The organism is Streptomyces sp. NPDC002564 (genome assembly GCF_042889645.1).
Classification (GTDB): Bacteria; Actinomycetota; Actinomycetes; order Streptomycetales; family Streptomycetaceae; genus Streptomyces.
This window is the reverse complement of sequence record NZ_JBIARE010000006.1, coordinates 101,273-121,808: the sequence shown is the minus strand read 5'-3', so window position 1 is coordinate 121,808 and position 20,536 is coordinate 101,273. Positions and strand designations below refer to the sequence as shown.

The following is a 20,536-nucleotide window of genomic DNA, read 5'->3' as shown; positions in this document are numbered from 1 at the left end:
GAGCGCGGCGACGCGGGACGCTCCGCACGGAGCGCGGCGCACGGCGGCGGGCCCGCGCGCCCACCGGCTCAGCGGTGGTCCGGCCTGCCGTCCCCGTACAGCCAGTCCCCCCAGATCCGCGCGACCTTCGCGCGCGCCCGCTCGCCGCCCGCGTGCCGCTCCACGTACGCGGTGAACTCCTTGGTGTCGGCGTTCTTGTGCCGGTACGTCTTCGTCCAGCCCTGCACGATGTCGTAGAACGCGTCGTCGCCGACGGCCTGCCGGATCTTGTGGACGACCATGGCGCCCCGGTCGTAGACGGGCGCGTCCGAGATGACGGCGGCGTCGGTGGGCCGGGCGGGCGGGAAGGCCCAGATCGCCTCGTTGTCGTCGTCGTCCTCGTAGTAGTCGCCGTCGTAGAGCGCGTCGAAGGTCCGCTGCGCGCTGTCGCCGCCGTGGTCCTCCTCGTACAGCCACTCCGCGTACGTCGCGAAGCCCTCGTTGAGCCACATGTCCCGCCACGTCCGGGGCGTGACGGAGTCGCCGAACCACTGGTGGGCCAGCTCGTGGACGAGGGTGCCGGTGTCGGGGGCGCCGGGGAAGACGGGACGGTTCTGCGTCTCCAGGGCGTACCCCGCGTCCCCTTCGCGGTCGACGATCGCGCCGGACGAGGAGAAGGGGTAGGGGCCGAAGTTGTACGCCGACCACTTCAGGATGTCCGGGATCTTCGCGAGGACCTTCTTGCTCGCCGCGGCCTGCGTCGGGTCGACGGCCGTGATGACGGGCAGGCCGTCGGCCGTCTTCGAGGTGCGCATCTCGAACCTGCCGATGGCGACGGTCGCCACATAGCTCGCCATCGGCTCGGCGGTGTGCCAGGAGAAGGTGGTGCGGCCGTTCTTGGTGGTCTCACCGGCCGGTTCGCCGTTGGAGACGGCCTGCAGGCCCTGCGGGACGGTGATCGCCACGTCGTACGACGCCTTGTCGCTCGGGTGGTGGTTGCCGGGGAACCACGCCATGGAACCGGCCGGTTCGCCGAGCGCGAGCGCGCCGTCCGCCGTCGGCAGCCACCCCTCCTCGGCGCCGTCCTTGTCGGTGATGGTCCGCGGGGTGCCGGAGTAGCGCACGGTCGTGCGGAACGTGTCGCCCCGCTCGATCTCGTCGGCCGGGCGGACCGTCAGCTCCTGGCCCGCGCGCCGGAAGCGGGCGGCCTTGCCCCCGACGGTGATGCCGGAGACGTCCAGGCCCTCCAGGTCCAGATGGAAGGAGCTGAGGTGCTTCGTGGCGCGCGCGGTGATCACGGCGGTCCCTGTGAGGTGCCGGGAGCCGGGGTCGTAGCCGAGGGTCAGGCCGTAGTGCCGGACGTCGTAGCCGGTGTTGCCGAGGCGCGGGAAGAACGGGTCGCCGACGCCGTCGGCGCCCGGCGTGCCGCCCCCGCCGCCGCAGGCGCCGAGGGTCGCGAGCAGGGTGAGGGCGCAGCTGACGGCGGCGGCTCGGGCGGCCGGAGATCGCGGGTCCACATCGGTGATCTTATGCGGCAATTGTGCGGACCGGAGGCGGTATGGAACCCTCCCTGCCGCGGGCCGGCGGCGGGGCCGTCCGCGGTCCCGGAGTGCCGCTCAGAGGACCGCGGTGCCCAACGGCCGTTCGCCCGCGGGCAGTCGGCGCACCGACCCGTCCTCCGTGTCGACCACGGAGATGCCGTTCCAGTAGCCGTCGCGCGTGAACCCGCCGGTGACGTACGCGGTCCTGCCGTCCTTCGCCACGGCGACGTCCTCGTGCGGCCCGTCGAGCGGGAACACCCGCTCCGAGCCGTCCTTCGTCCGCACGGTCAGCGAGGGGCCCTCGTCGGCGTCCGGGTCGATGGGCCCGGTCCCGACGGCGAAGAGCGTGCCGTCGCCGGTGACCGTCACGCCGTGCTGGTGCGTGTTCGCGGTCATCTTCTCGACGTCGTACCTGCCGGTGCGCGGGTCGAGCACGACGAGCCGTTCGCCCTCGAAGGGCAGCAGCAGCTTGCCGTCGGACGGCCGTACGGCGGTGTAGTGCGGCTTCAGCCAGGAGCCGAGGCCGCCCTCGGTGCCGTAGGGGGCGACCTCGACGCGGCGCGGCTGCAGCGAGTCGGCGCGCACGACGGTGACGTCGAAGGAGTCGTGGTCGGTGGCGTACACCTCGCGGCCGTCCGCGGACACGTCGACGTCGAAGGGCCGCCGCCCGACGGGCACGGTGTCGGTGACCTCGCGCGCGTCCGTGTCGATGACCTCCAACGCGCCCCTGCCGTCGGGGACGTTGACGCCGACGTAGACGTGCCGGCCGTCGGGCGCGAGGGCGATGCCCATGCCCCCGCCGCGGTACTCGCCGGTCGTCACCGGCCCGGTCCTCGTCCGGTACGCGATGAGGTCGAGCCGCTCGCGGGCCTTCGTGTCGACGACGGCGACGCCCTCGGCGGTGGCCACCCAGGCCCGGCCGTCGTCGCCGACGGCCAGCCCGTACGGCGCCTCGCCGACCCGCACCGATGCGACGGGGCCCTTCGCCGGGTCGACGAAGGTCACCGTGTCGGAGCCGAAGTCGGCGACGAGGAGGGTGCCTTCGGGGGTCGTGGACCCGGCGGGCGGCGCGGCGCTCGTGCGGGCGGGCCCGGGACCGGCCGGTGCGGGCCCGTCGTCGGCGGCCGCGCAGCCCGCGAGGACGACGGCGGCCAGCGCGGCCGTGCCCGCCGCGAGGGCGCGCCGGGGCGTCCTCACGACGCCGCCCGCAGCAGCCCGGCGATCTCCGCGAAGCCGCGGCGCTCGGCGTGCGCGAGCGGGGTGACGCCGTCCCGGTCGGCGAGGGAGGGCGTGGCGCCCGCGGCGAGCAGCAGCTCCACGATCTCCTGGTGCGCGCGCCCGCCGTCGCCGAGGATCACGGCCTCCAGCAGCGCGGTCCAGCCCAGGTCGTTGACGTGGTCGACGTCGATGTCGGTGACGCGCAGGACCTCCCGTACGTACGCGACGTGGCCGCGCTCGGACGCGGGGATGACGGAGATCCCGCCGAAGCGGTTGCGCAGCGTCAGGTCGGGCCCCGCGGGCAGCAGGACGTGCAGCATCGCGACGCTGCCCGTCACGCCGGTGACCAGCCAGGGGCTGTCGGCGCGGTGGTCCTGGGCGTCGACGTCGGCGCCCGCGGCGACCAGCACCCGGGCGGCGTCGACGTGGTCGCCGGCGGCGGCGAGCAGCAGCGGGCTGCGCAGTTCGGTGTCCCGCACCTCGGTGCGGGCGCCCGCCGCGAGGGCGGCGCGCACTTCGGCGGCGTTCCCGGCCCGGGCGGCGTCGAGCAGTCGCCGGTCGGCTGCGGTGGTGTTCATGGCGGATCTCCTCGTCGTGCGGGTCCCCGCGCGGACGGGCGCGGGGACCGGGAACAGCCTCGGCAGCATGCGGCTCAGCGGCCGAGGGCCGCCACACCCGCCTTCGCGAACTTCTCGTCCAGGTCGCCGCTCGGGGCGCCCGCGACGCCGATGCCCGCGACGGGCGCGCCCTTGGCGGTCACCGGGGCGCCGCCGGCGAGGAAGAGGGTGCCGGGGATGTCCTTGAGGTTCGGGGTCTGCTCCAGGCGCTTGGCCAGCTCGGAGGTGGGGGCGTTCCAGGAGACGGCGGTGTACGCCTTCTTCACGGCCGACTCGGGCGACTGCGGGCCCGCGCCGTCGCCGCGCAGCGAGACGACGGTGTTGCCGTTGCGGTCGACGACGGCGACGGAGACGCGCTGGTTCTCCTTCTTCGCGGCGTCGAGGGTGGCCTCGGCGGCCTTGGTGGCGGCGGCGACGGTCAGGTGCGTGGACTGCGTCAGGTTCTTGTTGCCCGCGTCGGCGGTGACGGCGGCCTTGGCGGCGGCGTCGGGGGTGCCTGCGGTGGCGGAGACGGCGCCGAAGGTGCCGGCGCCGAGGACGGCGGCGGTGGCGGCGATCGTGAGGACGCGGCCGCGGCGGGAGATCTTCTTCATCGGGGGCTCCAGGGGGGGTCTTGGCGGGGTGGGGTGCGAGGGCGCTCGGCGGGGTGCCGGGGCTCTCGGTGCGAAGGCTCTCGGCGAGGTGCCAGGGCTCTCGGTGCGAGGGCGCTCGGCGGGGTGCCAGGGCTCTCGGTGCGAAGGCTCTCGGCGAGGTGCGAAGGCTCTCCGTGCGAAGGCTCTCGGTGAGGCCGAGGGGTTCTTGCCTCTGCCCTCAATCCTGTGGCCGCCCCCGGGGCCCACCCCTCGGCGTACCGGCTGGCACCGGCACGCGACTCGGCCGACACCCGGGTCAACCGATCGGTTGACCCCCCGGTGGTCCGCGCGGGCCACAATGAAGCTGTCCGCCCTGTTCAGCGACCGCGTGACGCCCGGTACGCGACCACCGGCACGGCCACGAGCACGAGCACGAGAGGGAGCCCCCAGTGGGAGACCGCACCCCGGACCCCGGACTCCCGGGCCCCGCTGCCGGACCCGCGGCGACCGCTCCCGGGACCCCCGGCGCCGCCCGCCGGGCGCCCCGCCCCGACCACCGCACGCCGGACCCCGACGCCCGCTGGCTCGCGGCCGTCATGCACGCGACCTTCTACCTGCTCCTCGCCACCTCGCTGGCCCGCTTCCTGCTGCGCCACCCCGGCGGCGCCCGCGTCCCGTGGATCATCGCGCTCTCCGTCGTCCTGGCCGCCCTGTACGCCCTCGCGCCGCTCACCGCCACCCTGCGGGAGCGGCCCGCCGCGCCCTTCGCGGCGGGCGCCCGCCCCACGCCCGGGCGGCTCGCCTGGCTGGCGCTGGTCGTCGCGGTCTGGCTCGTGCTCGTCGTGCTCGCGCCGAGCTTCGGCTGGTGCGCGGTGCCGCTCTTCTACACCGGCCTGCGGACCCTGCCGCCGCGCGCGGCGCTGGCCCTGGTGGCCGTCCTGACCGGCTGCGTCATCGCCTCCCAGGTGCGGCTCGCGGGCCGCTACGACCCGGACCTGATCCTCGGCCCGCCCGCCGTGTCGGCCATCGCCACCGCCGTCTTCGCCTATATGCAGCGCCAGGCCGCCCGCCAGCGCGACCTCATCGACGACCTCGTCCGCACCCGCCGCGAACTGGCCGCCACCGAGCGACGCGAGGGCACCCTCGCCGAACGCCAGCGCCTGTCCATGGAGATCCACGACACCCTCGCGCAGGGCCTGTCCAGCCAGCAGATGCTGCTGCAGGCCGCCGACCGCGTCTGGGACACCGACCCGGCACGGGCGCGCACCCACGTCCGCACGGCCGCGTCGATCACCGAGCACGGCCTGGCCGAGGCGCGCCGCTTCGTGCACGACCTGGCGCCCGCCGACCTCGCGGGCGGCGGCGGCCTCGTACAGGCCCTGCGGGCCCTGGCGGAGCGCGAGTCGGACACGGGCCTCACCGTGCGCCTGCACGTGGAGGGCGCGCCGGTGCCGCTGCCGGACCGGGTCAGCTCCGCGCTGCTGCGGATCGCGCAGGGCGCGCTGGCGAACGTACGCGAACACGCGGCGGCGACGACGGCCGCGCTGACCCTGACGCTCCTGGACGACCAAGTGGTCCTGGACGTCGCGGACGACGGCCGCGGCTTCACCCCGCCCGCCGTGCCGGGGTCCCCCGCGGGCGTACGGGGGCACGGGCTGCCCGCGATCCGCGCGCGGGCGGTCCAGCTCGGCGGCACACTGACGATCGAGTCGGCGCCGGGCGAGGGCGCGGTCCTGTCCGTATCGATCCCGTTGGAGCCGCAGCGATGAACACCACCCCGGTCCGCCTCCTGGTCTGCGACGACCACGTCGTCGTCCGCGCGGGCCTGCTGGCCCTGCTCGGCAGCGCGCCGGACATCGAGGTGGTCGGCGAGGCGGGCACCGGCGAGGAGGCGGTCGCGCTGGCCGCGAAGCTGACGCCGGACGTGGTCCTGATGGACCTGCAGCTGGGCGAGGGCATCGACGGCGTGGAGGCGACCCGCCGCATGACCGCGCCCGAAGGACCCTCCCCCGCCCCGCACGTGCTGGTCCTGACGACCTACGACACGGACGCGGACATCACCCGCGCCATCGAGGCGGGCGCGACGGGCTACCTCCTCAAGGCGGAGCGCCCCGAGGAGCTGTTCTCCGCGATCCACGCCGCATCCCAGGGCCGCACGACGCTCTCCGCCCCGGTGGCCTCACGCGTCATGGCCCGGATGCGCGCCCCGCGCCCCACCCTCACCGACCGCGAGCGCGACATCCTCGGCCAGCTCTCCCGGGGCCTCGGCAACCGCGAGATCGCCCGCGCCCTGTTCATCAGCGAGGCCACGGTGAAGACCCATCTGGGCCGCATCTACGACAAGCTCGGCGTGGACACCCGGGCGGGCGCGGTGGCGGTCGCCAAGGAGCAGCGGCTGCTGCCGTGACACGGCCCCCTCGCCGGGCCGCATGCACGGCCACGTCCGTGCGGGCCGGGGGAACGGGCGGGCGGGGGCGAGTGAGGGGAGCGGGCGGGAGCGGGTGACTGAGGGGAGCGGGCGGGAGCGGGTGGCTGAGGGGAGCGGGCGGGAGCGGGTGGCTGAGGGGAGCGGGCGGGAGCGGGTGGGCGGGGCGTGGCACCATCGACCCCGTGCTCGACATCGGCTACGCCCTCTCCGCCCGCTTTCCCGACCCCGCCCAGCTGGACTACGGCCGGGCGGACGTCCACACGCTCCGCCACGACCTGTTCTGCGGGGACGTGTACCTGGCCGACACCAAGGCGGACCGGGAACTGTCCACAGCCTGGGGATGGGTGCCCGTCCTGGACTTCGCGTGGGCGCTGTGCGACATCGTCGAGACGCTGGACAAGGACCCGCTGGGCAGCCGGGCCTCCCGCCCCCAGTACGCGGAGCTCGACTTCACGGAGTCGACGGACCGGATGCTCTTCGCGCGGCGCTTCGGGTGGGTCGACGTGGAGGCGGACTGGATGGACCCGGAGGAGCCGGCGCTGTCCTTCTCCCACGCGGAGCTGCGGCGCGAGGCGCGGGACTTCCTGCACGACCTGATCGCCGACCTCACCGACCTGCACGACGCGCTCGCCGACAACCCGGCGATCTGGACGCTCCTCTCCCGCTTCCCCCGCGTCCCGCACTGACGCCGGGCCGGCGCCTCACGCCCCCGGGCCCGCCACCCGCACCCCCACCTGCGCGGCGAACGCCGGTGCCAGCTCCATCAGCTGGCCCGGGCTGATCACCGCCCCGGCCAGCCGCTCGATCCCGCGCGTGATCTCCAGCTCCGCCGCCGCCCGCAGGTCCACGTCCCGCAGCCGCACCCCCGTGAAGTCGACCCCCCGCAGCACGCAGTCGACGAACTCCACCCGCTCCAGCGACGCCTCCGCGAAGTCCGGCTCCACCAGCACGCAGCCCTCGAAGACGACGTCCCGCAGCCGCGCCTTCCGCAGGTTCAGGTAGTCGATCTTCCCGCCCCGGACCACCACCCGCTCCAGCACGCTCCCGTGCGCCTGTACGCCGCCGAGCCGCGCGTCGGCCACCTCCACGTCCCGCAGCGACGCCTCCACCAGGTCGGTCCCGACGCCGCGCGGCTCGGTCAGCACGGAGTCCACGAACCGCGCCCGCGCCAGCCGCGTCCCGTCGACCGCGCAGCCCGTCAGCGCGCAGTCCATGAACAGCGCGCCGCCGCCGTCCTGGCCGCCGAGGTCGAGGCCGCCGAACTCCACCCCGTCGTAGTCCCCGTCGGGCGCCAGCCGAGCCCCCTCGAAGGGCCGCAGCGCGGGCAGCCGCACCTCGGGCCGCCGCGCCGCCTTGACCACCCGTACCGGTTTCGCCTTCTGAGCCATGCCCCCATCGTGCCCGCCCCCACCGACAACGACAGCCCGCCCTCGGGCAGGACGCCCCACCCGTCCCCGGTCCTAGACCTCAAGTCCCGTTGACCTCAAGTCCACTTGAAGTCGGATGCTGGGGGCCTGCCGACGACGCGGCAGCACCGGGGCCGGCCCACGGACCGGCCCCCCGCCCCGAGGAGCCACCGATGCCCGTCCCCACCATGCGCGCCGTCCGCCTGCACGCCTTCGGCCCCGCCGAGAACCTCGTCGTCGAGGACGTCCCGGTGCCCGAACCGGCCGCGGGACAGGTCCGCATCAGCGTCGCCGCGGCCGGCGTGCACCTCCTGGACACCTCCCTCCGCGAGGGCGAACGGGGCCCGCTGCCCGAGCTCCCCGCCCTGCCCACCGTCCCCGGCCGCGAGGTCGCCGGCCTCGTCGACGCGGTCGGCGCGGACGTCGACCCGCACTGGCTGGGCAGACGCGTCGTGGTCCACATCGGCTTCGCCCCCGGCGGCTACGCCGAGCGCGTCGTCACCGAGGCGTCCCGCCTGCACGGCATCCCCGACGGCCTGGACGCCGCCGAGGCCGTCGCCCTGATCGGCACGGGCCGTACGACGATGGGCATCCTGCAGTTCGCGGAGCCGACCCCCGACACCGTGGCCGTGATCCCCGCCGCGGCGGGCGGCATCGGCACCCTCCTCACGGCGTACGCCAAGCACCGGGGCGCCACCGTGATCGGCCTGGCCGGCGGCCCGGAGAAGACCGACCGCGTCCGCGCGAACGGCGCCGACCTGGCCGTCGACTACACCGACCCGGCCTGGCCCGGCGAGGTCCGCGCGCACCTCGCCGCGCACCACGGCGGCCGCCCGGCCACCGTCGTCTTCGACGGGGTCGGCGGCGCGGCGGGCCGGGCGGCGGTCGACCTGCTCGGCCCCGGCGGCATGCACCTCGTCTTCGGCTGGTCGGGCAGGGACCCGCGAGGCGACGACGCCCGGGAGCCCGGCACGCAGGAGCCCGGCACGCAGGAGTTCACCGACGAGGAACGGGCCGCGCGCGGCATCACCCGCATCGACGTCCTCGGCCCCGCCATGATGCGCAGGGCGGGCGGCGACAACCCCGTCCGCGTCCTGGAGCTCGCCGCCCTCGACGCCGCGGCGCAGGGCCACTTCACCCCGGCCGTGCAGCGCTTCCCGCTCGCGGACGCGGCCGCCGCCCACCGCGCGCTGCAGAACCGCGCCACGATGGGCAAGGTCGTCCTCGTCCCCTGACGGCACCCCCGCTCCCCCGGCCCCGTCCCCGGCCCCGTCCCCGTCCCCCGGAAATGCGCGTGCCCGTACGGCATCCAGGAACTACCGTCCGATATATGGGTATGGAATCCGTCCAGTTCCGCGACATCCCCGAGGCGGGGATCGACCGCGCGCTCTCCCTCGCCTACCTCGTCTTCCACGAGACGCCGGAGGAGGAGAAGCGCAAGCACCACCACGACCTGCTGCTCGACTGCACCCGCATCGGCGCGTACGAGAACGGCGAACTCGTCGGCCTGCTCGCCGCCTTCCCCTTCACGGTGTCGGTGCCGGGCGGCGAACTGCCCTGCCCCTGCCTGACGTTCGTCTCCGTGGCACCGACCCACCGGCGCCGTGGCGTGCTCTCCGGCCTGATCGGCGAGCTGTTCGCGCGCGCGGCGGCGGACGGCGCGCCGATCGCCGCCCTGTGGGCGTCGGAGGACGCGATCTACGGCAGGTTCGGCTTCGGCCCCGCCACCCGCGGCCACACCGTCGAGATCGACTCCCGGCGCCCGCTCGCCCTGCGCATCGCCCCGGACGACCGGCCGCTGCGCCTGGTCGACCCCGCCGACGCCCCGGCGCTGCTCGGCCCGTACTACGACCGCACCCGCGCCGACCGCGCCGGACGCATCGCCCGCACCGAGGCGTGGTGGCGCGAGGAGTGGCTGGTCACCGAGGACGAGGAGGACGACGCGCTGTCGCCGCCCCGCGTGGTCGTCCTCGGCGACCCGGCGGGCCCCGTCGCCGGGTACGCGATCTACCGCACCAGGACCCGGGACGACGCCCCCGGCCTGGTCCGCCTGGACGAGCTGGAGGCGGACACCCCGGCCGCCCAGGCCGCCCTCTGGCGCTACCTCGCCTCGATCGACCTGACCGGCCTGGTCCGCGCCTGGGGCCGGCCCGTGGACGACCCCCTGCACCTCTTCGCCGGCGACCGCGACCAGGTCCGCGTCACGGGCGAGTTCCCCGCCCTGTGGGTCCGCCTGGTCGACGTGCGGGCGGCGCTGGAGGCCCGCTCCTGGGCGGCCCCGGTCGACGTCGTCCTCGACGTGCGCGACGACCGCGTCCCGGCCAACCGGGGCCGCCACCGCCTGACGGCGTCCCCCGACGGCTGCACGTACACGCCCACCGGGGACCCCGCGGACCTCACCCTGGACGTGCGCGACCTGGCCGCCTGCTACCTGGGCGGCACCGGCGCCGGGGCCGTGCTCGGCGCGGGCCTGGCCACCGAGCACACACCGGGCACGGCGGCGGCACTGGACGCGGCCCTGCGCACGCCCCGACTGCCGCACACCGTCGACGAGTTCTAGGCGACCGGCCCCTTCGCGCCCGCCCGCCCCGGCGCGCCCGCCGCCCCCAGCGCGGCGAGCGCGCCGTCGGTCAGCCGGTAGACGGTCCACTCGTCCTGGGGCAGCGCCCCCAGCGACCGGTAGAAGTCGATCGACGGCTCGTTCCAGTTCAGGACGGACCACTCCAGGCGCTCGTAGCCGCGCGCCACGCAGATGCGGGCGAGCTCGGTCAGGAGCGCCTTGCCGTGCCCGCCGCCGCGCGCCTCGGGGCGTACGTACAGGTCCTCCAGGTAGATGCCGTGCACCCCGCGCCAGGTGGAGAAGTTCAGGAACCACAGCGCGAAGCCGACCGCCTCCCCCGAGGCGTCGTCCTGCGCGATGTGCGCGAAGGCGCCGGGCCGCTCGCCGAAGAGCGCCTCGCGCAGCTGCTCCTCGGTGGCCCGGGCCTCGTCGGGCACCTTCTCGTACGCGGCGAGATCACGGACCAGGGCGTGGATGACGGGAACGTCGGCGGGTGCGGCGGTACGAATCATGGGGGCAGCAAGCCATGCCCGCCCCGCCGGCGTCAACGCGGGCCCCGCGGCCGGTGCGGTCAGCGCGCCAGCAGCAGCCGCGCGATCTCCATATCGTCCGCCGCCACGGGCCGGCCGTCCTCGGCCTCCCAGATCGCGTTCTGCAGCACCCGCCCGAGCGTCCAGGCGCGCGCCCGCTCCCGGTCCAGGCCGAGGACGTCCGTCATCGCGTCGAAGCGCCACAGCACCTCGTCCGCCGCGAAGCGGTTGTCGAGGGCGGGCCACAGGTCGAAGCCGGGGTCGCCGGCCAGCGGCTTCGGGTCGATGGCGAGCCACGGCTCGCGCTCGCCCGCGAGGACGTTCTCGAAGTGCAGGTCCCAGTGCAGCAACCGGTCGCCGGGCTCGCCCATCACCTCGCGCACCGCGCCCCCGCACCGCTCGACGACGGCGCGCTCGGCCGGATCGGTGATCGCCTTCAGGGTCCGCGGCAGATCCTCGACCATCTCCGCGGCGATGTCGCCCAGCCTGCGCATGCCCTGCGGCGCGGGCCCGGCCGTCAGCCGCGCGAGCAGCCGGGCGATGACGAGGACCGCCTCGCGGGTGTCGGCCACCGACGACAGCATCCGTGCGGAATCCAGGCGTTCGAGCAGCATCGTGCCCGTCTCCGGGTCGTGGTCCAGGAGGCGGACGGCCCCGGCGCCGTCCCAGACCCGCAGCGCGACCGGCTCGCCCTCGGTCTCCTCGTCCAGGAGCTGGAACTTGACCGCGGCGGGCGTCCCGTCGGCGCGCACCACGGGCAGCACGAGCGCGGCCATGCCGTGCATCGGAGCACCGTCGACCGTCAGGTCCCAGCGCTCGACGATGTCGTTCACCCGCCCGGGCAGCGCGGCGATGAAGGCCCGCCCCGGCTCGCCCGCGTACGTGTACTGGGATGCGACCAGCCCGTCCGGAATGCGAATGTCGATCACGCCCGCGACCCTACCGGCGTGCGTGAATCGCCGCATGAGGATTTTCCGGGGCGTGACGGGGGCCGTGGCGGGCGCGGCGGGCGCGGTCCGCGCCGCCGGATCGGCCGCGGGGTCCGCCGCCGTCTCGTACGTCCGCAGCGCCCCGGGGACGTACCTCTGGCTGGCGGCGCTGTTCGTGACGGCCGTCGCGATGCACCACATGTCGCCGGAGTTCGAGGACGAGTTCCTGCGCCAGCGCTCCACGAACATCCACGAGCTGTCGCACAACCCGGTACGGGTGCTGATCTCCAGCGCGCTGTGGATCGACGGCGGCACCTGGCTGTCGTACGCCCTGCTCTACAGCGTCTTCCACGCGAGCGCCGAGCGGTGGCTCCGCACCGGGCGCTGGCTGGCCGTGGCGGCGCTCGCCCACGTGCTCGCCACGCTCATCAGCGAGGGCGTCCTCGCGCTCGCGATCCACCACGGGGCCGCCCCGCGCTCGGCGGTCAACACCCTCGATGTGGGCGTGAGTTACGCACTGGCGGGCGTGGTCGCCGTGCTCACCTACCGGATCCCCGCGCCCTGGCGGTACGGGTACCTGCTCGCCGTCCTCGCGGTGTACGGCACCCCGCTGATCACCGGCAGGACCTTCACCGACCTGGGCCACTTCACGGCGGTCCTGATCGGCCTGGCCTGCCACCCGCTGACGCGCCCGCGCCCCGGCCGGGTCAGGAGATCCCGGCGGACTTGAGCTCCGCGGCGAACTCCGCCTGGTCGAAGAGGGAGTTGTTCCCGGGCTTCTCGCCGTCCACGAGGACGGTCGGGGTGCCCTGGACGCCGTCGGCGCCGAAGGACTTCATCGCCTCGCCGAGCCACTTCTCGTACGTGCCGCCCTTGACCGCCTTGTCGAACGCCGCGCCCCGCAGCCCGTCCACCTTGTCCGCGATCCTCAGGAGGAACGCCGGGGTGTAGACGTCGTCCGACTCGTCCTGCGGCTGGTTGGCGAAGACGGCCGCGTGGAACTGCGGGAACTTGCCCGCCTCCACGGACGCGCGCAGCGCGTTGGCCGCGTGCGCCGATCCGCTGCCGCCGAGGTTCTTGTCGAGGAACGAGGCGATCGTGTACTCGACCTTCACCTTGCCGTCGGCCACCGGACCCACCAGCGCCCGCGCCCCGCTCTCCTCGAACTTCGCGCAGAACGGGCAGCGCGCGTCCTCGTACACCTTGACCGTGTGCGGGGCCTTCGGGTCGCCGACGGTGATCACGCCGCCCCGCACCGCGGCGGGCACCCCGGCGAGCCGGGCGCCGCCGGCCGGCGGCGCCTGGGCCGCCGGGGCGCTCGCGCCGGACTTCCCGGGCCCGCCGGCCGTGCCGCCGCCGTCACCGGAGCCGCAGGCGGACGCGGACACCGCGATCAGCGCCGTCGCCGCCACCGCGGCGGCCCTGCGTGCGGCCGTGCGCCCGGCCTTGGATACCGCCATGAGGGGACCCTCCAGAAAATCGGTACGTACCGCTCAAAACTAACGGACCTCCGCATCCGTCCCGGCCGCCGAACGGCCCACCTCGCGGGACCAACGCCCCACCCCCTGCCCAAGGCCCCCACCTGCGCAGTAACGTCCGCCCATGAGCAGCGCGAACAACTCCCGCCCCGGGACCGGCACCGTCAACGGCGGCATATCGTTCTGGTACGCCGACCAGGGCCTGCCCGCCGCCCGCGAACCCCTGACCTCCGACGCCACGGCCGACGTCTGCATCGTCGGCGGCGGCTACACCGGCCTGTGGACCGCGTACTACCTGAAGAAGGCGGCCCCCTTCCTGCGCGTCACCGTCCTGGAGCAGAAGTTCTGCGGCTACGGCGCCTCCGGCCGCAACGGCGGCTGGCTCTACAACGGCATCGCGGGCCGCGACCGCTACGCCAAGCTGCACGGCCACGAGGCGGCCGTCCGCCTCCAGCGCGCCATGAACGACACCGTCGACGAGGTGATCCGCGCCGCCGCCGAGGAGTCCATCGACGCGGACATCCACCACGGCGGCGTCCTCGAAGTGGCGCACACCCCCGCGCAGTTGGCCCGCCTGAAGGCCTTCCACGACACGGAGCTCTCGTACGGCGAGAAGGACCGCACCCTGCACGGCGCCCGCGAGACCGCCGAACGCATCCGGGTCGCCGGAGCCGTCGGTTCGACCTGGACCCCGCACGGCGCCCGCCTGCACCCCGTCAAGCTCGTCCAGGGCCTGGCCGCGGCCGTCGAGGCGCTCGGCGTCACGATCCACGAGTCGACCCCGGTCACCGAGATCAAGCCGAAGCACGCCCTCACCCCCTACGGCACGGTCCGCGCCCCCTACGTGCTGCGCTGCACGGAGGGCTTCACCGCCTCCCTCAAGGGCCAGCGCCGCACCTGGCTCCCCATGAACTCCTCGATGATCGCCACCGAACCGCTCACCCCCGCCCAGTGGGAGTCGATCGGCTGGGCGGGCCGCGAGACGCTGGGCGACATGGCGCACGCCTACATGTACGCCCAGCGCACCGCCGACGACCGCATCGCCCTCGGCGGCCGGGGCGTCCCCTACCGCTACGGCTCGCGCACCGACAACGACGGCCGCACCCAGGCCGCGACGGTCGAGGCGCTGCGGGAGATCCTCGTCCGCTTCTTCCCCCAGCTCACCGGCGTCGGCATCGCCCACGCCTGGTCCGGCGTCCTCGGCGTCCCCCGCGACTGGTGCGCCACGGTCACCCTGGACCGCGCCACCGGCCTCGGCTGGGCGGGCGGCTACGTCGGCTCGGGCGTCGCCACCGCCAACCTCGCCGCCCGCACCCTGCGCGACCTGGTCCAGCAGGACTCCGGCCAGGCGGGCTCCACCGACCTGACCACGCTCCCCTGGGTCGACCACAAGGTCCGCAAGTGGGAACCGGAACCCTTCCGCTGGCTGGGCGTCCACGGCATGTACGCCACGTACAACGCAGCAGACCACCGAGAACAGACCACCCACACCCCCACCTCCTCCCGCCTGGCCCAGTGGGCGGACAGGGTGGCGGGGCGGCACTAAGGCTTCCGGACACGGCGTAGGGCCCGGCCCACCTCTTCGGTGGGCCGGGCCCTACGCCGTCCGGAGCCCCCTGTCGGATTCGAACCGACGACCTTCGCTTTACAAGAGCGGCGCTCTGACCAGCTGAGCTAAGGAGGCGCGCACTGGACGTGCCCGTGCAGTGTAACCAACACCGCCCGCGGGCCCGTCGAAAATTTCCTCGAAGCCGGGCGTCTCCCGACTGCTGACAGATGCCCGGCCCCCGGGGTACGGTCACGAGCAGTTCACTCAGGTGGACTACACCACTCCCTCTCTACAACGGATCGTCCGGCACGTTCCTGCCGGTGGAAGGGGCCCTCACCATGGCCACTGTTACGTTCGACAAGGCGACCCGCATCTACCCGGGTGGCGACAAGCCCGCCGTCGACGGCCTGGACATCGAGATCGAGGACGGCGAGTTCCTCGTCCTGGTCGGTCCGTCCGGCTGCGGCAAGTCCACCTCGCTCCGGATGCTCGCGGGACTCGAGGACGTGAACGCCGGCGCCATCCGCATCGGCGACCGCGACGTCACGCACCTGCCGCCGAAGGACCGGGACATCGCCATGGTGTTCCAGAACTACGCGCTCTACCCGCACATGACCGTCGCCGACAACATGGGCTTCGCCCTGAAGATCGCCGGCGTCAACAAGGCCGAGATCCGCCAGAAGGTCGAGGACGCGGCGAAGATCCTCGACCTCACCGAGTACCTGGGCCGCAAGCCCAAGGCGCTCTCCGGCGGTCAGCGCCAGCGCGTCGCCATGGGCCGCGCCATCGTGCGCGAGCCGCAGGTGTTCCTCATGGACGAGCCGCTGTCGAACCTCGACGCCAAGCTCCGCGTCTCCACCCGTACGCAGATCGCGAGCCTCCAGCGCCGCCTCGGCATCACCACCGTGTACGTCACCCACGACCAGGTCGAGGCCATGACGATGGGCGACCGGGTGGCCGTGCTCAAGGACGGTCTGCTCCAGCAGGTCGACTCGCCGCGCAACATGTACGACCGCCCGGCGAACCTCTTCGTGGCCGGCTTCATCGGCTCGCCCGCGATGAACCTCGTCGAGGTCCCGATCACCGACGGCGGCGTGAAGTTCGGCAACTCCGTGGTCCCGGTGAACCGCGAGGCGCTGTCCGCCGCCGCCGACCGCGGCGACCGCACGGTCACCGTGGGCGTCCGCCCGGAGCACTTCGACATCGTCGAGCAGAACGGCGCCGTCGCGAAGACCCTCTCCAAGGAGAGCGCCGACGCCCCGGCCGGCCTCGCCGTCTCGGTGAACGTCGTCGAGGAGCTCGGCGCCGACGGCTACGTCTACGGCACCGCCGAGGTCGGCGGCGAGCAGAAGGACCTCGTCGTCCGCGTCAACGGCCGCCAGGTGCCGGAGAAGGGCGCCCAGTTGCACGTCGTACCGCGTCCGGGTGAGACCCACGTGTTCTCCACCTCGACGGGCGAGCGGCTGAGCGACTGACGTCCCGCCAAGTCCCCGCAGGGCCCCGTATCCTCGGATGCGGGGCCCTGCGCGCGTACCCGCCCGGTCCGTCGCGGACGCCCGCGCGTTGTCGACAAATACCCCGGCACAACGGTCATTTCGGCCAGGTGGCGTCAACACCGCGTCGGAGAAACCTCCTTCTCCGTCCCTCGACCGAGTGACTAAATGTCGCCAAATCATCACCTAGCGCTACGCTCACTCGCGTGACGCACTCCGCCAACTACACCCAGAGGCCGCGCCGAGCCCATCGGGGCCCCGCCCGCCGCATCGGCCGCACGCTCGCCCTCGTCCTGCCCGTGATGCTGGTGCTTTCCGGGACCCTCGCGGTCACCAGCGTCAACTGGTCGGGGAATTCCTCGGACTCGATGCTGACCGCATCCGCCGACAACCTCTCCGTCCCCGCCACGTCGCGCGCGCCGCAGGACCTCCTGCGCGACCGGCTTCTCCTGGAGCTCCAGGAGAAGAACCCGGGCGTCGCGCTGACCCACCTCCAGCAGGAGGTGAACCGCCATCCGTCGCTCGCCCGGCACTGTGTCTCGATCGCCCGCGCCCTCGGCCGGGCCGCCGTGCGCGTGTACGGCCCCAGCCGCGCCCAGTCGTACGCCCGCCCGGTCTGCGACACGTCCTTCGCGACGGGCGTGGCAGCCGCCCATCGAAACGGCTGAGCGGGCCGCCGCGCAGCTCCGCGTAGGGTTTCCGGCATGACCACGCTGAAGCCCACGCAGGCTGTCGTCCTGGCCGGAGGCCAGGGTTCCCGGCTCCGCCCGTACACCGACGACCGGCCCAAGCCGATGGTCGAGATCCCCGGCACGGGGACCCCGATCATCGGCCATCAGCTTGCCTGGCTCGCCGAGGAGGGCGTGACCGACGCCGTCGTCTCCTGCGGGCACCTCGCCGAGGTCCTCCAGGAGTGGCTGGACGCCGCCGACCTCCCGCTGAACGTCACCACGGTCGTCGAGAAGGAACCGCTCGGCCGCGGCGGCGGACTCAAGTACGCCGCCCGGCACCTGCCGCACGCGGACCAGCCCTGGTACGCGACGAACGGCGACATCTGGACCCGCTTCTCGCTGCGCGACATGGCGGCCTTCCACGCCGAGCGCGACGCCACCGCGACCCTCGCCCTGGCCCGCCCCCGCATCCCGTGGGGCGCCGTCGAGACGGACGCGTTCGGCCACATCACGGACTTCATCGAGGCGCCGCCGTCCCCGTACCTCATCAACGCGGGCGTGTACGTCTTCTCGGACGCCTTCACCGCGCTCCTGCCGGACCTCGGCGACCACGAGCGCACCACGTTCCCGCGGCTGGCCCGGCAGAAGCGCCTCGCGGGCTTCCCGCTGCCGCAGGGCGCCTACTGGCGGGCGATCGACACCGCGAAGGACCTCACCGAGGCCGCCAAGGAGCTCGCCGCCCAGGGGCGTTGAGAGCCCGGCCCGCCGTACGTACGCCGACGGGGCCCCGCACACCTTGTGTGCGGGGCCCCGTCGGCGTACCGGAGGGAGCGGGACCGGCTCAGCGGCCGAGCACGCCGCCCAGCAGGCCGCCGGGCCGCTCGCCGCCCGAACCGCCGCCCGAGCCGCCGGTGGCGGTGCCGGCCGCGCCGCCGCCCGACCCGCCGGAGCCGGTGGCCGCGGGGCCCGCGCTGGTGGCCGCGGGTTGCTGCTGCTGCGGCGCCGACTGCTGCGGCGGGGCCTGGCCCGCCGTGCTGCTGCCCTGGGTCTGGCTCGGCTGGGTGGCACCGGTCGTGCCCGCGTCACGGGTCGCGCCCGGCGCCGTGGCGCCCTGCGTGGGCCGCGCGGACGTCGCGCCCCGCGTCGGCTCGCCCGAGGAGGCGGTGGGGCTCTGCGACTGCCGGCCCTGCCGCTTCTGCGCGGGGTCGCCCGGCAGCGGGGAGCCCGGCAGTTCGTTGCGCGGGGCCTCGCCGGGGCCGGGCACGGTGACCCGGTCCGCGTCGCGCACCGCGCCGCCCAGCATGGAGCCGATCAGCAGCGTCAGGCCGACCACGACGGCGCCGATGAGGCCGCCGCGGCGCAGCACGCGCCGCCGCAGGTCCCAGATGTCGGCGCGCGGCCCGAGGGTGCGCCAGGCCTCGCCCGCCAGGCGGCCGTCCACGGAGTAGACGGGCGCGCCCGCGATGATCAGCGGCGACCAGGCGGCGAGGTAGATGATGTCCGGCGCGTCGTAGGCGGGGACGGTCTTCCAGCTCACCGTGACGATGAGCGCCGCCGACAGCAGCACGCCGATCGACGCGGCGACGCGCTGCCAGAGCCCGAGGACCGTCAGGACGCCGACGACGACCTGGAGGAAGGCGATGGAGAGCCCGGCGCCGACGGGGTGCTGCAGGGCGAAGTCGCGCAGCGGTTCGGCGAGCGCCCAGGGGTGCAGCGAGGTCAGCCACTTGACCATGGAGCCGCGCTCGCCGCCGTCGAAGTAGACGGGGTCGCAGAGCTTGCCCATGCCGGCGTAGATGGAGATGAACCCGAGGAAGACGCGCAGCGGGAGCAGCACGACGCCGAGGTTCATCCGGCGGCCCGGGTAGTAGGCGTGCCGCACGGGGTCCGAGCCGTGGCGGCGGACCCGGTCCTCGGTGCCGTCCTCGTCGTCGTAGCCGTCGTAGCCGTCGAAGTGGTCCTGGGCCTCGGCGTAGCGCTCGTCGTAGTCGCTGCCGGGCAGCCGCATGGGCGGCAGCAGCCGGGTGTCGGACGCGGGGTTGCGCGGTCCGATGACGGCGGGCGTCTCGGCGGTCTCGGGGCCGTCGTCGAGGTCGACGCGCGGGATGACCTGGGTGGCTCCGCCGTCGTCGTAGGGCCCTGCCTGCTCGGCCGAACGGCGCACGCCGCTGCCGCGCACGGCCTGCAGCAGTCCGGTCGCGCCGGGATCGCCCGGTTCGGACTTCCCGCTCCAGACGACGGGTGCGCGGCGCTTGGGTGCCGTACCGACGACGGGGATGCGCACCGTCTGGTCGGGTGTGCCCAAGTGCCGTGAGATACGCGGGGATTGAGTGCGCCCAGCGGCGGGAAGCTGCACGCGGAAACTCGCGTGATTGACGATGACCTGCGCCGGGTCGCTCGGCACCTTCACCATGCTCAGCGCGGGAGCATCGTCGAAACCTGACGAGCTTCCCCCAGTGGGAGTGCGGGGTGTTCTGGTGTCCACACTCATCTAACCGAGTGATGTGTGTTTAGGACACTGCCTTGACCATGTGGAAATGTCCGGGCCGCGTCAAGAGATCACCGCGGCCCGGACATCGGGAAGGCTCAGGCGCGGCGGCGCGCCGCCTCGTAGAGCACGACACCCGCGGCGACACCGGCGTTCAGCGACTCCGCGCCGCCCGGCATCGGGATGCGCACCCGGAAGTCGCAGGTCTCGCCGACGAGCCGGGACAGGCCCTTGCCCTCGCTGCCGACCACGATGACGACCGGACCGCCGAGGGCCTCCAGGTCGCCGACCTCGTGCTCGCCGTCGGCGGCCAGACCGACCACGGCGACGCCCGCCTTCTTGTACGCCTCCAGGGCGCGCGTCAGGTTCGTGGCGCGGGCGACGGGGGTGCGGGCGGCGGTGCCCGCGGACGTCTTCCAGGCACCGGCGGTCATGCCGGCCGCGCGCCGCTCGGGGACGACGACGCCGTGCCCGCCGAAGGCGGAGACGGAACGGACGACGGCGCCGAGGTTGCGCGGGTCGGTGATGCCGTCGAGGGCGACGATCAGCGGGTCCTCACCGGCGTCGTACGCGGCGGCGGCCAGCTCCTCGGGGTGCGCGTACTCGTACGGCGGGACCTGCAGGACCAGGCCCTGGTGGTTGAGGCCGTTCGTCATGCGGTCCAGCTCGGGGCGGGGGGCCTCCATGAGGTGGATGCCCCCGCGCTCGGCGGCGAGCTGCAGCGCCTCGCGGACCCGCTCGTCGTTGTCGATGAACTGCTGGACGTAGAGCGTGGAGGCGGGCACGCCGTCGCGCAGCGCCTCGAAGACCGGGTTGCGGCCGACGACCATCTCGGAGGACGACTTGCCGCCGCGGCCCTTGGGCGCGGGGCGGCGGCCGACGGCCTTCTTGGCCTTGGCGTTGGCGATGCGGTTCTTCACATGCCCCTTGCGCGCCTCGGCGGGCGGCGTCGGGCCCTTGCCCTCGAGGCCGCGGCGCCGATTGCCGCCGCTGCCGACCTGCGCGCCCTTCTTGCCGGACATGCGGCGGTTGTTAGCGGCCATGACCTACCTGTCTGTCGTGATGCGTGTGCGGGTA

Annotated in this window: 20 protein-coding genes and 1 tRNA gene; 10 read left to right on the top strand and 11 right to left on the bottom strand. The window is 74.3% G+C overall.

Going from position 1 to position 20,536, the window contains the following annotated elements; genetic code table 11:
• Positions 1 to 68 precede the first annotated feature (68 nt).
• The 4 genes from ACFYXE_RS22210 to ACFYXE_RS22195 all read right to left on the bottom strand — a co-directional run bounded on the left by ACFYXE_RS22210 (position 69) and on the right by ACFYXE_RS22195 (position 3,948).
• Positions 69 to 1,496, bottom strand: coding sequence for a M1 family metallopeptidase (locus tag ACFYXE_RS22210; RefSeq protein ID WP_389314865.1), 1,428 nt, complete (start codon positions 1,494 to 1,496; stop codon positions 69 to 71).
• Positions 1,497 to 1,595: 99 nt separating this feature from the next.
• Complete coding sequence (locus tag ACFYXE_RS22205; protein WP_389314863.1) at positions 1,596 to 2,717, bottom strand: hypothetical protein; 1,122 nt, start codon at positions 2,715 to 2,717, stop codon at positions 1,596 to 1,598.
• The gene (locus ACFYXE_RS22200; protein WP_389314861.1) at positions 2,714 to 3,316 is read right to left on the bottom strand and encodes an ankyrin repeat domain-containing protein; all 603 of its coding nucleotides are present in this window, start codon (positions 3,314 to 3,316) and stop codon (positions 2,714 to 2,716) included. Before ACFYXE_RS22200 ends, ACFYXE_RS22205 begins: the two co-directional genes overlap by 4 nt.
• Before the next feature lie 74 nt (positions 3,317 to 3,390).
• Positions 3,391 to 3,948, bottom strand: coding sequence for a heme-binding protein (locus tag ACFYXE_RS22195; RefSeq protein ID WP_389314859.1), 558 nt, complete (start codon positions 3,946 to 3,948; stop codon positions 3,391 to 3,393).
• Between the two features lie 428 nt (positions 3,949 to 4,376).
• On the opposite strand from ACFYXE_RS22195, the gene ACFYXE_RS22190 reads away from it, so the two are divergent.
• From ACFYXE_RS22190 to ACFYXE_RS22180, 3 genes are all read left to right on the top strand, one after another.
• Positions 4,377 to 5,696 carry a sensor histidine kinase gene (locus tag ACFYXE_RS22190; RefSeq protein ID WP_389314857.1) on the top strand — a complete coding sequence of 440 codons (1,320 nt, stop codon included), beginning with the start codon at positions 4,377 to 4,379 and terminating at the stop codon, positions 5,694 to 5,696.
• Positions 5,693 to 6,334: a response regulator transcription factor gene (locus ACFYXE_RS22185; RefSeq protein ID WP_361180888.1), complete on the top strand. Its 642-nt coding sequence runs from the start codon at positions 5,693 to 5,695 to the stop codon at positions 6,332 to 6,334. Before ACFYXE_RS22190 ends, ACFYXE_RS22185 begins: the two co-directional genes overlap by 4 nt.
• 203 nt (positions 6,335 to 6,537) lie before the next feature.
• Entirely contained in the window at positions 6,538 to 7,041 is a 504-nt protein-coding gene (locus ACFYXE_RS22180) for a hypothetical protein (protein ID WP_361180887.1), read from the top strand.
• Between the two features lie 15 nt (positions 7,042 to 7,056).
• Here the strand turns inward: ACFYXE_RS22180 and ACFYXE_RS22175 are convergent, their stop codons facing one another.
• On the bottom strand, positions 7,057 to 7,743 hold the full coding sequence (locus ACFYXE_RS22175; protein WP_389314854.1) for a pentapeptide repeat-containing protein: 687 nt from the start codon (positions 7,741 to 7,743) through the stop codon (positions 7,057 to 7,059).
• Between the two features lie 206 nt (positions 7,744 to 7,949).
• Here ACFYXE_RS22175 and ACFYXE_RS22170 point away from each other — a divergent pair, with 206 nt between their 5' ends.
• Both ACFYXE_RS22170 and ACFYXE_RS22165 read left to right on the top strand, forming a co-directional pair.
• Positions 7,950 to 8,996 (top strand): zinc-binding dehydrogenase, encoded by a 1,047-nt coding sequence (locus ACFYXE_RS22170; protein WP_389315522.1) that lies wholly within the window; start codon positions 7,950 to 7,952, stop codon positions 8,994 to 8,996.
• Positions 8,997 to 9,097: 101 nt separating this feature from the next.
• Positions 9,098 to 10,321: a GNAT family N-acetyltransferase gene (locus tag ACFYXE_RS22165; protein ID WP_389315520.1), complete on the top strand. Its 1,224-nt coding sequence runs from the start codon at positions 9,098 to 9,100 to the stop codon at positions 10,319 to 10,321.
• Here ACFYXE_RS22165 and ACFYXE_RS22160 read toward each other — a convergent pair.
• Together ACFYXE_RS22160 and ACFYXE_RS22155 are read right to left on the bottom strand one after the other, a co-directional pair.
• Positions 10,318 to 10,833: a GNAT family N-acetyltransferase gene (locus ACFYXE_RS22160; RefSeq protein WP_389314852.1), complete on the bottom strand. Its 516-nt coding sequence runs from the start codon at positions 10,831 to 10,833 to the stop codon at positions 10,318 to 10,320. The two genes, ACFYXE_RS22165 and ACFYXE_RS22160, sit on opposite strands and share 4 nt — an antisense overlap.
• A 59-nt stretch (positions 10,834 to 10,892) precedes the next feature.
• Positions 10,893 to 11,816: an aminoglycoside phosphotransferase family protein gene (locus tag ACFYXE_RS22155; RefSeq protein ID WP_389314850.1), complete on the bottom strand. Its 924-nt coding sequence runs from the start codon at positions 11,814 to 11,816 to the stop codon at positions 10,893 to 10,895.
• On the opposite strand from ACFYXE_RS22155, the gene ACFYXE_RS22150 reads away from it, so the two are divergent.
• Positions 11,815 to 12,510 (top strand): rhomboid-like protein, encoded by a 696-nt coding sequence (locus ACFYXE_RS22150; RefSeq protein WP_389314849.1) that lies wholly within the window; start codon positions 11,815 to 11,817, stop codon positions 12,508 to 12,510. The genes ACFYXE_RS22155 and ACFYXE_RS22150 overlap by 2 nt on opposite strands.
• On the opposite strand, the gene ACFYXE_RS22145 is transcribed toward ACFYXE_RS22150, so the two are convergent.
• Positions 12,488 to 13,240 carry a DsbA family protein gene (locus ACFYXE_RS22145; protein ID WP_389314847.1) on the bottom strand — a complete coding sequence of 251 codons (753 nt, stop codon included), beginning with the start codon at positions 13,238 to 13,240 and terminating at the stop codon, positions 12,488 to 12,490. The two genes, ACFYXE_RS22150 and ACFYXE_RS22145, sit on opposite strands and share 23 nt — an antisense overlap.
• A gap of 142 nt (positions 13,241 to 13,382) precedes the next feature.
• Between ACFYXE_RS22145 and ACFYXE_RS22140 the strand changes: the two genes are divergently transcribed.
• On the top strand, positions 13,383 to 14,804 hold the full coding sequence (locus tag ACFYXE_RS22140; protein ID WP_389314845.1) for an NAD(P)/FAD-dependent oxidoreductase: 1,422 nt from the start codon (positions 13,383 to 13,385) through the stop codon (positions 14,802 to 14,804).
• Positions 14,805 to 14,868: 64 nt separating this feature from the next.
• On the opposite strand, the gene ACFYXE_RS22135 is transcribed toward ACFYXE_RS22140, so the two are convergent.
• Positions 14,869 to 14,942, bottom strand: a tRNA-Thr gene (locus ACFYXE_RS22135).
• 203 nt (positions 14,943 to 15,145) lie between these two features.
• On the opposite strand from ACFYXE_RS22135, the gene ACFYXE_RS22130 reads away from it, so the two are divergent.
• The 3 genes from ACFYXE_RS22130 to ACFYXE_RS22120 all read left to right on the top strand — a co-directional run bounded on the left by ACFYXE_RS22130 (position 15,146) and on the right by ACFYXE_RS22120 (position 17,724).
• Positions 15,146 to 16,282 carry a sn-glycerol-3-phosphate ABC transporter ATP-binding protein UgpC gene (locus tag ACFYXE_RS22130; RefSeq protein ID WP_361181596.1) on the top strand — a complete coding sequence of 379 codons (1,137 nt, stop codon included), beginning with the start codon at positions 15,146 to 15,148 and terminating at the stop codon, positions 16,280 to 16,282.
• 224 nt (positions 16,283 to 16,506) lie between these two features.
• Positions 16,507 to 16,968 carry a hypothetical protein gene (locus tag ACFYXE_RS22125; protein ID WP_389314842.1) on the top strand — a complete coding sequence of 154 codons (462 nt, stop codon included), beginning with the start codon at positions 16,507 to 16,509 and terminating at the stop codon, positions 16,966 to 16,968.
• 36 nt (positions 16,969 to 17,004) lie between these two features.
• On the top strand, positions 17,005 to 17,724 hold the full coding sequence (locus ACFYXE_RS22120; RefSeq protein ID WP_361181600.1) for a nucleotidyltransferase family protein: 720 nt from the start codon (positions 17,005 to 17,007) through the stop codon (positions 17,722 to 17,724).
• A gap of 88 nt (positions 17,725 to 17,812) precedes the next feature.
• Here ACFYXE_RS22120 and ACFYXE_RS22115 read toward each other — a convergent pair whose 3' ends face one another.
• A complete protein-coding gene (locus tag ACFYXE_RS22115) occupies positions 17,813 to 19,456 on the bottom strand; it encodes a DoxX family membrane protein (RefSeq protein WP_389315518.1) in 1,644 nt (547 codons plus the stop codon).
• A 101-nt stretch (positions 19,457 to 19,557) separates the two neighbouring features.
• A complete protein-coding gene (gene rlmB, locus ACFYXE_RS22110) occupies positions 19,558 to 20,502 on the bottom strand; it encodes a 23S rRNA (guanosine(2251)-2'-O)-methyltransferase RlmB (RefSeq protein WP_361178873.1) in 945 nt (314 codons plus the stop codon).
• Positions 20,503 to 20,536 lie beyond the last annotated feature (34 nt).